The following is a 13933-nucleotide window of genomic DNA, read 5'->3' as shown; positions in this document are numbered from 1 at the left end:
CTGCCACAAAATAGTTGGCAAATAGATGCATAGATAAACGGTGTTTCACTTAATAAATGCGGGTTTGAAAGCAAGCGGTCGGCACGTTTAATCCGATGTTTTTCATAAGCTTTAGTACTAATCCCACGACCAATACTCGTTACGCTTGCTGCGCTTCCATGAAGAAGGCTTTTCACGCACGCCGTTACCACATCCCGACGCGCTTTATGCATTTTATAGCTGACAAGCGATATGACATTGTTCACAATAGATAGGGCATTCATGGCAGTTTGGTCTCGGTGATTTTTGGCGATTGATCTGATCACCAAACGTCATGAATGTTCCTATCTTTTTTTATCTTATTGATATTGCATTATTATTTGTGGGGATACCTCAGGGTCAGAGTACATTATCGCTCTGGCGATAATGTACTCTGACCCCTTTATTTCTTTATTTTTTATTTTTGGGTGGTGTTGTTAGCCTACGGCTCTCGGGCGCAGTACCTTGCCCATGCTGCGGTCGCGCATACGGGCTGAAATTTCACGGCCAGCCCGTTTTACTGAAAGAGCGATGCGGTCGAAGTCAACCTGTCCCATTTCACTTTTGTCCCAGGCAACCCCCACCGAACCTATGACTTCATCACCGGCGTTAAACACAGGGGCGCTGGCGCCAATCATACTGCGGGTGAACTCCCCGCTGGATTTTGCATAGCCTTCATTGCGGATAGCCGCCATATTAGCGCGAAATTCATCCCAGCTTTCACCCAGCCCGGCATCAATAATTTCGTCCTGGCGACGATTATAGATACTGCGCAACCTGTGTGCCGATAAATGGGCAAAAATGACTTTAGACATGGCTCCACGCAACAATGGGCGGCGTTGCCCGCGACCCATCAGGTCAGCCGGACTGAACGGTACCAGAGACTCACGAACACACAGCACGGAGTTCTGAAACAGGGTACAAAGTAACGCAGAGTGGCCAGTGGAATCACACAGTTCCTCAAGCACACCTTCCGATGCCTGCAGCAGCGGATCGGTATTGCGAATCTGCAGGTCGAGTTCAATAATGCGCGGCCCCAGAATATAATAACCATTGCCTACAGCACTTATCAGGCCGGCACTGGCCATGGAACGAATGTAGCGATAACCAGTGGAGCGGGACACTTCAAGCGCGGTAAGAATTTCATTGGTAGCCCAAAGCGGGTTGTCTTCGGTAAAGAGGTCCAAAATACTGAGCATGCGGGTAAGACTGTTTGCACCGGCGTCACGCTCCTGCTCACCTGCGTCGTTCATTTTGTCTTTACTGATTGGCTGTTCTTTTTTTGTCATGATGCATAATGACCAAACATTAACCCGGTGACTTTTAAATATTCAACATACCAACGTATTGAGGGCAACTCAACTAATCCGTTAAGAGCATAGATGAATACAAATAAGTTCATTTTGATAGACAGTGAAACATAAAGCTTATTTAATAAGGCTCCAAGGCATTTATAGGGATATAAGGTTATGCTTGTCCATCTCTCGATTAAATTTCGTATTTTATTCATAGTTTTACTTTTTATTACGGGGTGCAACGCCACACCACCCAGCGAACCGATTGGCAATCCGGTCGGCAGTCCAACCGCCGGGTCACAGGAGTTTACACTTGCCGAAGCCCGTTACGGGCATTCCGTTGCCAACGATGGCGACAAAATCTATGTCTTTGGCGGCACAACCAATGATGGCTTTTCCGGCGATATCGAGATTATCGATCCGCAAACCAAAAAATCGCAATTACTCAAAAACAAACTTATTCCAAGACGCTATTTCAGCGCCGTGTGGGACGGTAAAGAGTCGGTTTATATTATTGGCGGCATGAGTCTGGAGGGTAGACGTCCGTACCTACAATCGGCCGTTGAAGTGTTTAACACCCGCACCCAAGAAGTCACCCAGGCCCCATCGCATACCCGTGCCACCCGCATGAACACCGCAGTGTATTCAGACGATAAGATTTACGTGTTTGGCGGTACCACTGCAGGCGCCGGCCTGCGCAAGGGACTCAAACATGTCGCGTGGGTAAGTGTGTATGACACCAAAACACAACAATGGACCGAGTCAGACGATATGCCGTTAGCCTTTGCCACCGAGGCTGTTGTTTATAAAAACGCTATTTATTTAGCCGGCGGCTTCAACGGCCGAAAACAGTTCGATACCTTTTACGAGTTTACGCCGGCTTCATCACAATGGCGCGAACTCACTTCCTTGCCAGTTGAAACCAGTGCCCACGCCATGACGGTTATCAACAATTATCACTACTCATTTAGTAATTACGACGAGCTCGGGCAAACCCTGCGTTATAACTTTGATACAGAGCTTTGGAGCAACGCCAATCTTCCCCTGGCGCCACGCCGCCATACTGCAAGTACCACCCTGGGTAACGACATTTACGTTATCGGCGGGACAGCAGGCCGTAGCGACCTATATATCGACAACGTACAGGTTTTTACCTTCTGAGAAGGGGCTTAGCGCCCCTTTTATGCAAACCAATGACGGGTGCGGTTGGCAAACCACACTAACGACAACATCACCGGCACTTCTACCAACACGCCTACCACGGTGGCCAGTGCCGCACCGGAATGCAGACCAAATAACGAAATGGCTACCGCAACCGCCAGCTCAAAAAAGTTAGACGTGCCTATCATGCACGCCGGGGCCGCCACGTTATGAGGCAGTTTAAGCTGTTTAGCAATAAAATAGGCAATGGCAAAAATACCATAGGTTTGTATTAACAGCGGGATAGCAATTAATACAATGGCCTGAGGCTTATCCAGAATGGTTTCTGACTGAAAGCCAAACAACAACACCACAGTAGCCAGCAAACCAACAATAGACCAGGGTTTCATGGTTGCCAGAAACTGGTTCAGGCGCGAGTGATCATCGCCTTTATCGAGCTTTTTACGGGTTATGGCGCCAGCCACCAGCGGGATTAATACATACAACACCACCGACAAGAACAGGGTATCCCAGGGTACGGTGATATCGGTTACGCCAAGCAGCATACCGGCGATTGGCGCGAAAGCAAAAATCATAATAATGTCGTTAATCGACACCTGTACCAGGGTGTAGTTAGCATCCCCTTTGGTTAGCTGACTCCATACAAACACCATGGCGGTACAGGGCGCTACGCCCAACAGGATCATGCCGGCAATGTATTCAGTTGCCGTTTGCGGGTCGACCCAGTCTGCAAAGAGTCCTTTAAAAAATAACCAGCCTAATAGCGCCATGGTAAAGGGTTTAATTAGCCAGTTAATGACCAAGGTCAGCGCCAGACCTTTAGGCTTTTTGCCCACGTCTTTTAACGAGGTAAAATCTATCTGCACCATCATCGGGTAAATCATCAGCCAGATAAGCACCGCAATGACCAAATTAACGTGGGCATACTCCACACTGGCTATGGTTTCGAATATGCCCGGCGCCAGGCTGCCCAGCACTATGCCAGTAATAATAGCGAGCCCGACCCATACTGATAAATAACGTTCGAATAATCCCATTACCTGACTCCTTAAACAGACCGCTGGTTAACCCGCTCACTGAGCTTCTCGGCTGATTCCACGCGCTCTGAATAACGGTCGACAAAATAGTCTTTGTTGGTGCGCAGCAATAGGGTAAATTTCATGAGTTCTTCCATCACATCGACGATGCGATTGTAGTAAGGCGATGGCTTCATTCTGTCGTTCTCGTCAAACTCCATAAAGGCCTTGGCCACACTGGACTGATTAGGGATAGTCACCATCCGCATCCAGCGACCAAGCACCCGCAGCTGGTTCACCACGTTAAACGACTGCGAGCCGCCACACACCTGCATTACCGCCAGGGTTTTGCCTTGAGTAGGGCGCACGCTGCCCACACTTAATGGCACCCAGTCTATCTGACTCTTGAAGATGCTGGTCATGGAGCCATGCCGTTCAGGTGAACACCACACCTGCCCTTCAGACCACATCATCAGTGAGCGTAATTCCTGCACTTTGGGGTGGTTTTCATCTTCCGTATCGGTTTGCGGCAATCCTTCAGGATTAAAGATTTCAACCTCTGCGCCCATGCGGCTCAGTAGCCGGGCACACTCTTCCACCACCAGCCGGCTAAAGGAGCGTTTACGAAGCGAACCGTAAAGTAACAATATACGCGGTGCATGGGCGGCAGCCTCGCTCTGGCATTTTTCAAAACTGGGGATATCCAGCTGCGACTCATCAATATTGGGCAGTGAATTATCGTGAATGGTCATTATTGCGCTCCCAGTGCAGCCAGGGCGGTTTTAAGTTCGGCGGGCGATGTGCTTAGCTCTGCCACTGGCAACAGCTTGTTCACCCGTTCGGTGATTTCGCTGATGCAGGCGCGGAAGGCCGCTGCTTTTTGCTCATCGCTACCTTCCACTTTCGACGGATCGCTCAGGCCCCAGTGCACTTTGACAGACTTTCCGAACCACACCGGGCAACTCTCTGAGGCTGCTGAGTCACATACAGTCACCACCACATCCGGCTCAAAGCTCTCAAATTCATCCCAGGACTGGCTGGTTAGCCCTTCAGTGGGCACGCCGGCTTCAGTGAGATACTGCAACGACAACGGATGCACCACACCGGAGGGCTGACTACCGGCACTGCGGGCAGTGATTTTATCACCGGCCACATGATTGGTAATGGCTTCAGACAAGATGCTACGGCAACGATTATGGGTACAAATATACAGAATTTTCATGACGACCTTTGCTTTATGCGTAGTTACTGACAGCCCGGCCCTTGCTGCCGGTACTGATGAAGTTTATCGATGGCGGTACTGAAGTAAGACCGATTGTTATCAGCGGCCAGGCGGATGACATCCAGCGCCCAGCCAGGTAAATCCTGGTGCAGCCGGTAATACACCCACTTACCGCGCCGTTCATCCTGCAAAATACCACAGCGTCGCAGTTCGGCCAGATGACGGGATACCTTGGGCTGATCGAGCTCAAGTGCGGCAATGAGATCGCATACACAGGCTTCCTCAAAATGACTTATCAGCAACACTGACTGCAGTCGGGTGTTATCCGACAGGCATTTGAAAAGTTGTAATGGCATCATTTAACATATACCTTAAATCACATATGTAAAATATCATATATGTGTTATTGCATATGTCAAACACAAAAAAAGCGGTGATAAGGTTGCTCCTATCACCGCTTCTAAAGTCAAGACTGAAGAGAGAACTTATCCTTGCCCTGGCGCGTAAGGAAATTTGCGCGACTGAAATTCTTTCAGACTCCCCGCCGGTTTTGGCAGACCGGTAGGGATGGGACGTTCAGAAATCGTCTGGAAATACAGCACACTGGCATCCCGCCACCATTGGGCTTCCTGTTGTTGAATGCTCAGGGCCATTTCCACCTGACGAAACTGGTTGGCATCGATGTAGGGTTTTACCTGCTGCCAGCGCTGTTGCATATCGCTGACGCCATCAACACCCCGGTAATAGTAACTGACCAGCTCGTTCCATAGGGTCTCGCCATTCGCCAGTTGATAATCCCACGGCAAATGATGGAACCATAGCAACAATTCCTTCGGTGTCGTTTCAGGATTAGCGAACTTTTGTTGCCAGTAAGGCGCATACTGACTGACAGCATCAGTGCCAGACGCGGTGCGATCGAGGCCGATACCCTGTTTATCTGCACGATGGTAATACACCGGGTTCCAGTCTGCTCGCCCCAGGTTGTCTACCCATGGACCCGGCCCGTAGTGGTGACCAGAGTCCATCAGGTGATGCAGGCCAAGCGGTGTCATGTATTCCACAACATACTCCCGCGATGGCATCATTATGGCCTCCACCTGCCGGACGGCTTCTGGTTGCACGGTGAGCGTTTGCTTGATCCATTCATTGGCGATTTGCTTTGCGCTTAGCGTATGATCCCAGGCTAAACGGCCAAAGGCATACCAGTTAGACTGAGCAAAGATATGACCGGTCCAGTTGCGCTGCATGCCGGTATTCGCTACCCCGGCGATACCGGTAAGTTTGTGGTTGTACAACGAACCGTCCACCACTTTAGCCACGGCCGAGCCCGGGCCTTTAACATGAGTATCGGCATCCATCGCCTCTTCAAACAACGTGCCCAAATAAGCTAAATGAGTAGAAAAGCCTAGGTATTCCTGGGTAATTTGCAGCTCCATGGCCAACGGCGTTTCTGGCGTAGCGCCAAACAGCGGGCTGAACGGTTCGCGCGGCTGAAAATCGATAGGGCCGTTTTTCACCTGCACAATCACGTTGTCCATAAACTTACCGTCAAGCGGCACAAACTCATCATAAGCCTGCAGGCTACGCTCCTTGGCCGGGTCATTGGCATACACAAAAGCCCGCCAGAACACTACGCCGCCATAGGGCTTTAATGCGGTTGCCAGCATATTAGCGCCCTCGGCATGGGTGCGACCGTAATCGCCCGGGCCAGGCTGCCCTTCGGAGTTGGCTTTCACCAGGAAACCACCAAAATCGGGGATTAACTGATAAATTTCCGCCGCTTTGTGTTTCCACCACTTTTGTACCTGCGGGTCGAGGGGATCCGAAGTATCCAGCCCGTCCAGCTGTTGCGGTGAACTAAACTTGATCGACAGGTACATTTTAATGCCATAAGGACGCACAATGTCGGCCAGCGCTTTAACCTTTTGCAAATACATGGGAGTAAGCATCAGGGCATTAGCGTTAACATTGATTGGCACCATGCCATTGATACCAATACTCGCATTTGCTCTGGCGTAGTCGTAATAACGCTGGTCTTTATCAAGGGGCAGGCGATGCCAGTCAAAAATCGACTCACCGGCATAACCGCGCTCTGTATGACGGTCGAGATCGTCCCAGTGATTCAGTAAGCGGCGTTGAATTTTTGGGTTTTGCAGTACCGATAACGAATCCAGCGGCTGCTGAATAAACACCAGACGTAACAGGTGATAACTGCCATACAATAAACCAATATCCGTTTTTGCGGTGATCAGGATATCGTTTCCGTGGCGCTTAAGAATAAAGCCTTCATCACCGAGTTGCGCAGTAATATCAGCCTGCAGGTTGAATCGCGCCTGAAGTTCGGGGGTAATCTTTTGTACTAATAAGGTACCACTCGACTGACCTACCCGGTTAGCAAACGCCCGGCGAAATTCATCGCGAATAATATTGTGGGTCTCGGTGCGGCCAACCACCTTTAGTGTAGCCGTCGGCAAGGCCGCATCGATGACATCGTAGCGCTGCCAAAGACGGTAACCGTCTTCGCCGCTAAAATCCGGCACCGCCATTACCCGGGCGCTGATCAGTAACAATAAACAGACAACAATTCGCACGCAATACTCCAATGACTAACACATCATACAGAGCCTATCACTGCCAATTTTGAGCGTCAGCGAATAAGTAAATTTAGTGTTAACAACATAATAAAACGTAATAAGAAATAAGCTTCGTTGTAGTCAGGAATTTCCAATTGTCTTCTGGTCCACGAGAAATATTAAGAGCGAACAACTGTAGGACGCATAACCCACTGACCTTTATTAATCATTAAATAGTTACCCAACAGAATTAACAGCAGACCCGCTGAGCTGCTATGAGTCCAGTGATAGCCCTCGTACAGAGCAGACAAGCTCAGTGCGACTACCGGGAAAAGTACCGTGGTGTAGGCAGCAGTACCCGGGCCAACGCGGCCGACCAGAGAAAGATAAGCAGTAAAGCCAATCACAGATCCAAACAACGCTAAATAAAGCAGGCTAAAAGTGTATTCAGCGCCTGTGCCCCAGGCAAAGGGCACCCCACGAACCAAACAGATAGCCAGTAACAATATGGTGCCGTACATCATGGCCCACATATTACTTTGCAGTGGTGTGATACCCACTTTGCCATGACGAACTGAAATCATATTACCGAACGAGAAGAACAAGGTACCCAGTGCTGCCAGACCACCCCCTTTAAGAGTAGTAAGCCAACTGTCGTCGAGGCGAATTTCCGGCGCCATTAACAATGCCAGGCCAACTACGCCAAACAGTGAGGCCAGCCAAACATAGTTTTCTACCCTGGTTTTAAAAAATAACCGCCCATTAATGGCATTGTAGAGCGTAGCAAGACAAAAGATGACAGATACCAGTCCTGAGGGTATATAACGGGTAGCGTAATAGAAGCAGATGAAATTAAGCGAAAACAGGCAGGCTCCCTGAGCAACGAAAAACAATTGATCCTGCCGAGTGCCAATCCGCCCCTTCTTCAGCAGCATAACCAATGGGATCATTATTGTGGTGGCCAGCCCGAACCGATAAAACACCGACACCACAACATCCACATTGCCCAACTGATAATAAATAGCCAGCCAGGTGGTCCCCCAGATCGCGACGGTTGTTACATATAAAAACAGTGTCATAAGCTTTACTCACAGAGAAGGAAAGCCAGGAGCATAGCCTCGGTAGCGCAGAAAAACTGGGACATTCCTGACATTTTGGGACGATCCTGCGGTTATTTTACGTCTTCACCGTGCCAGGCATTAAATTATCCTTTGCCCGCTCCCGGCGTTGCTGAATAATAGAACAATGACCAAACAGGCCATCTTCGACACCTTATCCCATTCTAACGCCACACTAAGAGGGGAATTGCGCCTGCCCGGTGATATCCGTCTAGCCGCCTGGCAAAATGAGCTGGACAGAGTGAGTTATCATACCGACGAAGTACACACGCTCTCGCTTTACACCGCCGGCGGTGAGCAAACATATCGCCTTGATGGGCGCCGCTCACAGCGTAATGGCTTTCAGGATGCGATTTGTATCATCCCGCAACAGCAGGAATCGGTGTGGGAGATCCAGGGACGCTTTGAGTTTACTCATCTCTACTTTACCGACAACCACCTGCGGGAATTTATTGCCCGGGAGCTGGATCTTGAGCCCCGTTTGTTTGCCCTTCCGGACCACTCTTTTCTACAACATGTTCCGCTGGCAGCTGCTCTGCAGCAACTGGGGCAGCCTCAGGACTGGCATGACGACATCCACCAGCTTCACATTCAATCGGTAGTTCAGGACGTGTTTGCCGAATTATGTAAGATGCAGTCCCGCAGGGCAGCACAAAAGGTGCGCATTTATGGTGGTTTGAGTTTACGCAGCAAAAAAACCGTGCAGCAATATATTGAAGATAACCTGCAACACTCCATCACCATTGCAGATATTGCCAGCACGGTAGGACTAAGCGAGTTTCACTTTGCCCGGGCATTTCGCCAGTCATTTTATACTTCTGTGCATCGCTATATTGAATCTCGGCGAGTGCAGCGGGTGCGTGAACTGCTGACTCAGGGGCAAAAGCTCGTTGATATTGCTGATGCCGCCGGTTTCAGCGATCAAAGCCACTTATCCCGGGTGGTAAAACGGCAAACCGGTGTAACGCCTAAAAGCCTAAAGCGCTACCTTAACAGCCAACCGCGCTAAACCATTCCAAGGCCCAGTTTTCCGGAAAGCTAAACCCACTACACTGGTGGTTTTACTCCGGACAGACAAATGATTATCCGACCACTGCTGTTATTACTCAGCGTGCTGCTAGGCTCCGCCGCAGTAGCGCAAAATGCACCACTACAACTGGCCGAGTCCTACAAGGGCGACATCGATATCAGTGAATACCTGGTGAGCGAAAAGCTCGACGGTATTCGGGCTCGCTGGACAGGCACTCAGCTTATCACCCGTAACGGTAACCCTATTTACCCGCCCCCATGGTTTATTCGCAACTGGCCAACTGAACCTCTGGACGGTGAACTATGGAGTAAAAGGGGCAGCTTTGAAGAGATTGCATCCACCGTGCTGAGCCATGATCCTGATGAACGCTGGCAGGCAATTAAAATGATGGTGTTTGACCTACCTGTTACCGGCCTGCCCTTTGAGGAGCGCGTTAAGCGGATGCAAACGCTAATCGCTCAAGCCAATAATCCCAGCCTGAAAATGATTAAGCAATTCACACTGGATTCGCTACCTGCACTGGAAAATGCCCTGGATAACATTACTCAACAAGGTGGCGAAGGGCTCATGCTCCATCATCGCCAGGTACACTATCAGCAAGGGCGTAACCCGGGTTTATTAAAAGTTAAACGCTATCAGGACGATGAAGCCAGAGTACTCGCCCACCTGCCTGGCAAAGGCAAGTTCACGGGCATGATGGGCTCACTGTTAGTGGAATCCCGCCACGGCCAGCAGTTTAAAATTGGCAGCGGCTTTAGTCTGGCCAACCGCCAGTCGCCGCCAGCAATAGGAAGCTGGGTAACCTATAAATATTATGGTCTTACCCGGCGCGGCATTCCGCGTTTTGCGAGCTTTCTGCATAGCCGACCGGCAGAAGACAACCCCGTTAAGCACACATCGCCGGAGTAATTAATGCGAGTCGAAAATTGTATCGAAGGTGACAAACCGACAGCTACGGCCTATTAGACTGTACAAGCAGTGTAAAACGGTCCATCCTAGGCATAACAACAAGAAACACCCGCAATGAATTAGTGCATTCAGCGTAGCCTGGACAAACTGCTACCCGAATTCTGAGTAGCAAGTTACCAACGCCGGTTCTGTTTATACACTCACGCTAAAGCACGCTTTATCGTTGCTTTGCATACGACTTACAAGGAAATAACCTGGGTATGTGGTTAAGCACAGAATGTAATCTTACCTTTGATATAACAACACCTACCCCGTTTATACTGATGTTGCGGCCCCGTAATGATTTTAATCAGTGGGTGGCTGAGCAAACCTATACCATTTCGCCTAATGTGCCGGTGATTGAATACAACGACAGTTTTGGCAATTCCTGTCAGCGATTGGTAGCACCGGTTGGCACATTTTCGGTGCGAACCTCAGCGAAGGTATTAACGTCGCCGGCGGTGATAGGCGACCGCTGGGCGGGATTTAATGAAATCGACACACTCCCCAATGAGGAGCTGAGTTACCTGCTGCCTTCACGCTATTGTGAATCGGACCGATTTGTTGAAATGGCCCACAGCATTGTAGCTAATTGCGTGCCGGGCTATGAGCAAGTCGCGGCTATTGAAGACTGGATTCGAACCCATGTGCTCTTTAATCCTGACTCGATCTACTTTCAACAGTCTGCCACAGAGATCAACCAATCCCGCGAAGGTGTTTGCCGTGAGTTAGCCCATTTAGGTATCGCGCTGTGCCGCAGCTTGTGTATTCCGGCCAGAATGGTGGTGGGTTACCTGCACGGCTTAACCCCTATGGATATGCACGCCTGGTTTGAAGCCTACGTGGGCGGTCGCTGGTATACCTTTGATGCTACCCAGCCCTCGTCCGACGGTGCGCGCGTAGCGATTGCCTTTGGCCATGACGCCTCAGATGTTGCAACCTTCACGCAGTTTGGACCGGCCGTACAACCCAAAGTCATGACGGTTAATGTAAGTGAAATCGAACCGCCTGATGAGGCAAACCCAAAAGCCTGAGACACCTACCAGCAAACCTTTCAACAACAAAGGCCTCAATGGCGTATGAGGCCTGTTTTTTTCACCTATCACGATAGCATTTTCACAATAAACGCCCAGTGCGTACCCTTACCTCAATAACATCTTCTCTTGCTATTTAGTTCGAAGGCTAAATTTGAAGTAGTGGCACTGTGAAATAAATACTATTGCAATGAAAACTCTATAGTCCTGTGGCAGAGCTGAAATTTTATAAACTCTATAACATACTGATTTAAGAGACAAAAAACAAACTCCAAAAGTGGTCTCCGACTTGCAGCCGTCTCCAAACATGTTGATATCAGGAGACAAATAATGTCAGAGACAGTAAACACGGTAAATCCTACCACCGAGCAACCCGTTGCAGAATACACGCTTATGTCTGAAGCTGAAGCGAATCAAGCCGTCGATTCGGCCAATACAGCTTTTCTGTCATGGAAGAAAACCAGCTTTGCTGAGCGCGCCGAGCTGATGAATAACCTTGCCGACCAAATCGAAAAGCAATCTGATGCAATTATCGATTTGATGGTTAAAGAAATGGGTAAGGTCGTAGAGCAGGGTAAACAGGAAGTGGAGCTCTGCGCAGCGATTTGTCGCTATACCGCTGAAAACGGTGCCAGCGTATTAGAAGATGAAAACCGCGTATTCGAAGGCGGCACAGCAATAATTACCTATCAGCCACTTGGCGTTATCCTTGGTATTCAGCCCTGGAACTTTCCGCTCTATCAGGTGATTCGTTACAGCGCGGCGAATATTATGGCCGGTAACACCACCGTTATGAAGCATGCGAAGAATGTGTTTGGCATGGCTGAACTTATTGAAAAACTCTACACCGATGCCGGCTTTCCCGAGCATGTCTATCAATCGCTGCTTATTGATGGCAAAACAGCCAGTGCACTGATTAAACACGACAAGGTACGCGGTGTAACGTTTACCGGTAGTGATGGTGTAGGTAAGTCAGTGGCAGAAACAGCCGCCAGCTTAGCCAAAAAGACAGTTCTGGAGCTGGGCAGTAACGATGCGTTTGTGGTGTTATCAGACGCCGATGTCGAAACCGCCGTTAAAGCCTGTGTACAGGGGCGCATCGTGAATAATGGCGAAACGTGCGTGGCGGCAAAACGCTTTATTATTACTGAGTCGGTTTACGACCAGTTTAAATCGCAATTCTTAGCAGCGTTTAAAGCCCTTAAAGTGGGCGACCCGCGCGACGAAGATACCGACCTTGGCCCGATGGCCCGTGAAGATTTACGCGATGAATTGCATAAGCAGGTTATGGAATCGGTGGAGAAAGGCGCCTCTGTGCTGTTGGGCGGCGAGGTACCGGACGGTAAAGGCTGGTTCTATCCGGTAACCATCCTGGAGGATATAAAGCCGGGTATGCCCGCCTATGACGACGAACTATTTGGTCCTGTTGCTTCCTTTATCAAAGCCGAAAACGATGCTGAAGCCATGAAAATTGCCAACGATTCCCGTTATGGCCTTGGCGGCGGCATATTCACAACCGATAAGGAAAAGGCAATCAAGCTGGCGCGCGAAGAGTTTGATACCGGGATGGTGAATATCAACGGCTATTCATTGGCTCAACCCAACCTGCCCTTTGGTGGCGTTAAAGACAGTGGCTATGGCCGTGAGCACGGTGGCTTTGGAATGCGTGAGTTTGTAAACGAAAAGACCATATTCATTTCTGAATAAAGCTAACGGTCATTAATAATACGGGATGAGTGGTTTAAAGCCACTCATCTACATCCTGCCCACCCAGTATTGCCATGATTTCAACCTCAACACCATTGAAGCGATAGTAAATACTGTCGACACCATATGCACATCGCCTGTATCCCTTTCGGATATGATCAACTGATTGAGCTGCAGCGAGATTCATCGCTATTTTTTCAAAAGTCTGAAAAAATCCTTCAAAGTACTTATCCGCCTGGAGTTCGCCATATTCGGTAAAACCGTAGGTATAAATGCGTTTGAGATCCTGTTTGGCGTTCAACGATAACTTGTATCGATTCATCTATCGTTTCAAATCAGCTTTAAATTCTTTCAGCATATCTTCGGGGGATTGATCTACGAATCCACTATTTTCTGCACTTTCCAGCTTTTGATTGATTGCCTCAGCGCGTCGTGCTCGGCGAATCAAATCGTTTACGAGTTCACTTTTGTTTGCATAGTCACGAGTTTCTTCAACCTGGTTCTTCAGCCACTCATCATTTTTTTCAGTCAGGGTAATGCTTTGACGAGGCATAAATATCACTCCAACAGGCAGTTTGACGTGCTCCAATAGATTCACACAGCCAGTTAAGGGATAATTATCTCAACTGGAGTGTATATGAAAACGCGAAAAAGCTATTCAAAAGAATTCAAACTGGACGCTGTTAGTCTGGTTACAGAACAAAATTACAAGATTGCTGAGGCTGCACGTAGTCTGGGTATTAGCGCGAATATGTTAGGCCGCTGGCTTAAAGAGCAAGAATCTGAAGGTGCCCACGCATTTCGTGGCAAT

The 13933-nt window shown here is 49.2% G+C and carries 15 protein-coding genes and 1 pseudogene; 6 read left to right on the top strand and 10 right to left on the bottom strand.

The features are described from left to right. Positions 1 to 263: pseudogene (locus C6Y40_RS24990) on the bottom strand (IS4 family transposase); the annotation flags it as partial. 192 nt (positions 264 to 455) lie between these two features. Next, positions 456 to 1307: an IclR family transcriptional regulator gene (locus C6Y40_RS12190; protein WP_105934831.1), complete on the bottom strand. Its 852-nt coding sequence runs from the start codon at positions 1305 to 1307 to the stop codon at positions 456 to 458. A 180-nt stretch (positions 1308 to 1487) separates the two neighbouring features. Between C6Y40_RS12190 and C6Y40_RS12185 the strand changes: the two genes are divergently transcribed. Continuing rightward, a complete protein-coding gene (locus tag C6Y40_RS12185) occupies positions 1488 to 2474 on the top strand; it encodes a Kelch repeat-containing protein (RefSeq protein WP_105934830.1) in 987 nt (328 codons plus the stop codon). A gap of 20 nt (positions 2475 to 2494) precedes the next feature. Here the strand turns inward: C6Y40_RS12185 and arsB are convergent, their stop codons facing one another. The 6 genes from arsB to C6Y40_RS12155 all read right to left on the bottom strand — a co-directional run bounded on the left by arsB (position 2495) and on the right by C6Y40_RS12155 (position 8364). Continuing rightward, on the bottom strand, positions 2495 to 3511 hold the full coding sequence (gene arsB / locus C6Y40_RS12180; protein ID WP_105934829.1) for an ACR3 family arsenite efflux transporter: 1017 nt from the start codon (positions 3509 to 3511) through the stop codon (positions 2495 to 2497). Between the two features lie 11 nt (positions 3512 to 3522). Next, on the bottom strand, positions 3523 to 4242 hold the full coding sequence (gene arsH / locus C6Y40_RS12175; protein ID WP_105934828.1) for an arsenical resistance protein ArsH: 720 nt from the start codon (positions 4240 to 4242) through the stop codon (positions 3523 to 3525). Then, positions 4242 to 4712, bottom strand: coding sequence for an arsenate reductase ArsC (locus C6Y40_RS12170; protein WP_105934827.1), 471 nt, complete (start codon positions 4710 to 4712; stop codon positions 4242 to 4244). The genes arsH and C6Y40_RS12170 overlap by 1 nt, the downstream gene beginning before the upstream one ends. A gap of 23 nt (positions 4713 to 4735) precedes the next feature. After that, the gene (locus C6Y40_RS12165) at positions 4736 to 5071 is read right to left on the bottom strand and encodes a metalloregulator ArsR/SmtB family transcription factor (RefSeq protein ID WP_105934826.1); all 336 of its coding nucleotides are present in this window, start codon (positions 5069 to 5071) and stop codon (positions 4736 to 4738) included. A 126-nt stretch (positions 5072 to 5197) separates the two neighbouring features. Further along, positions 5198 to 7303, bottom strand: a complete 2106-nt coding sequence (locus tag C6Y40_RS12160; protein ID WP_240621940.1) for an alpha-glucuronidase family glycosyl hydrolase — start codon at positions 7301 to 7303, stop codon at positions 5198 to 5200. A 161-nt stretch (positions 7304 to 7464) separates the two neighbouring features. Continuing rightward, positions 7465 to 8364, bottom strand: coding sequence for a DMT family transporter (locus C6Y40_RS12155; protein WP_105934825.1), 900 nt, complete (start codon positions 8362 to 8364; stop codon positions 7465 to 7467). Between the two features lie 166 nt (positions 8365 to 8530). On the opposite strand from C6Y40_RS12155, the gene C6Y40_RS12150 reads away from it, so the two are divergent. The 4 genes from C6Y40_RS12150 to C6Y40_RS12135 all read left to right on the top strand — a co-directional run bounded on the left by C6Y40_RS12150 (position 8531) and on the right by C6Y40_RS12135 (position 13122). Further along, positions 8531 to 9412, top strand: coding sequence for an AraC family transcriptional regulator (locus tag C6Y40_RS12150; RefSeq protein WP_105934824.1), 882 nt, complete (start codon positions 8531 to 8533; stop codon positions 9410 to 9412). Positions 9413 to 9481: 69 nt separating this feature from the next. Continuing rightward, positions 9482 to 10342 carry a DNA ligase gene (locus tag C6Y40_RS12145; protein WP_105934823.1) on the top strand — a complete coding sequence of 287 codons (861 nt, stop codon included), beginning with the start codon at positions 9482 to 9484 and terminating at the stop codon, positions 10340 to 10342. A 260-nt stretch (positions 10343 to 10602) separates the two neighbouring features. Continuing rightward, complete coding sequence (locus tag C6Y40_RS12140; protein WP_105934822.1) at positions 10603 to 11415, top strand: transglutaminase domain-containing protein; 813 nt, start codon at positions 10603 to 10605, stop codon at positions 11413 to 11415. A gap of 330 nt (positions 11416 to 11745) precedes the next feature. Further along, positions 11746 to 13122 (top strand): NAD-dependent succinate-semialdehyde dehydrogenase, encoded by a 1377-nt coding sequence (locus C6Y40_RS12135; RefSeq protein WP_105934821.1) that lies wholly within the window; start codon positions 11746 to 11748, stop codon positions 13120 to 13122. Between the two features lie 34 nt (positions 13123 to 13156). Here C6Y40_RS12135 and C6Y40_RS12130 read toward each other — a convergent pair whose 3' ends face one another. Next, a complete protein-coding gene (locus C6Y40_RS12130; RefSeq protein ID WP_105934820.1) occupies positions 13157 to 13444 on the bottom strand; it encodes a type II toxin-antitoxin system RelE/ParE family toxin in 288 nt (95 codons plus the stop codon). Beyond that, positions 13445 to 13675, bottom strand: coding sequence for a ribbon-helix-helix domain-containing protein (locus tag C6Y40_RS12125; RefSeq protein WP_105934819.1), 231 nt, complete (start codon positions 13673 to 13675; stop codon positions 13445 to 13447). Positions 13676 to 13759: 84 nt separating this feature from the next. On the opposite strand from C6Y40_RS12125, the gene C6Y40_RS12120 reads away from it, so the two are divergent. After that, the coding region (locus C6Y40_RS12120; RefSeq protein ID WP_146129494.1) for a transposase at positions 13760 to 13933 on the top strand (174 nt) is incomplete at its 3' end.

The organism is Marisediminitalea alba (genome assembly GCF_002993365.1).
Taxonomy (GTDB): domain Bacteria; phylum Pseudomonadota; class Gammaproteobacteria; order Enterobacterales; family Alteromonadaceae; genus Alteromonas; species Alteromonas alba.
This window is presented reverse-complemented; position numbering and strand designations above follow the sequence as displayed.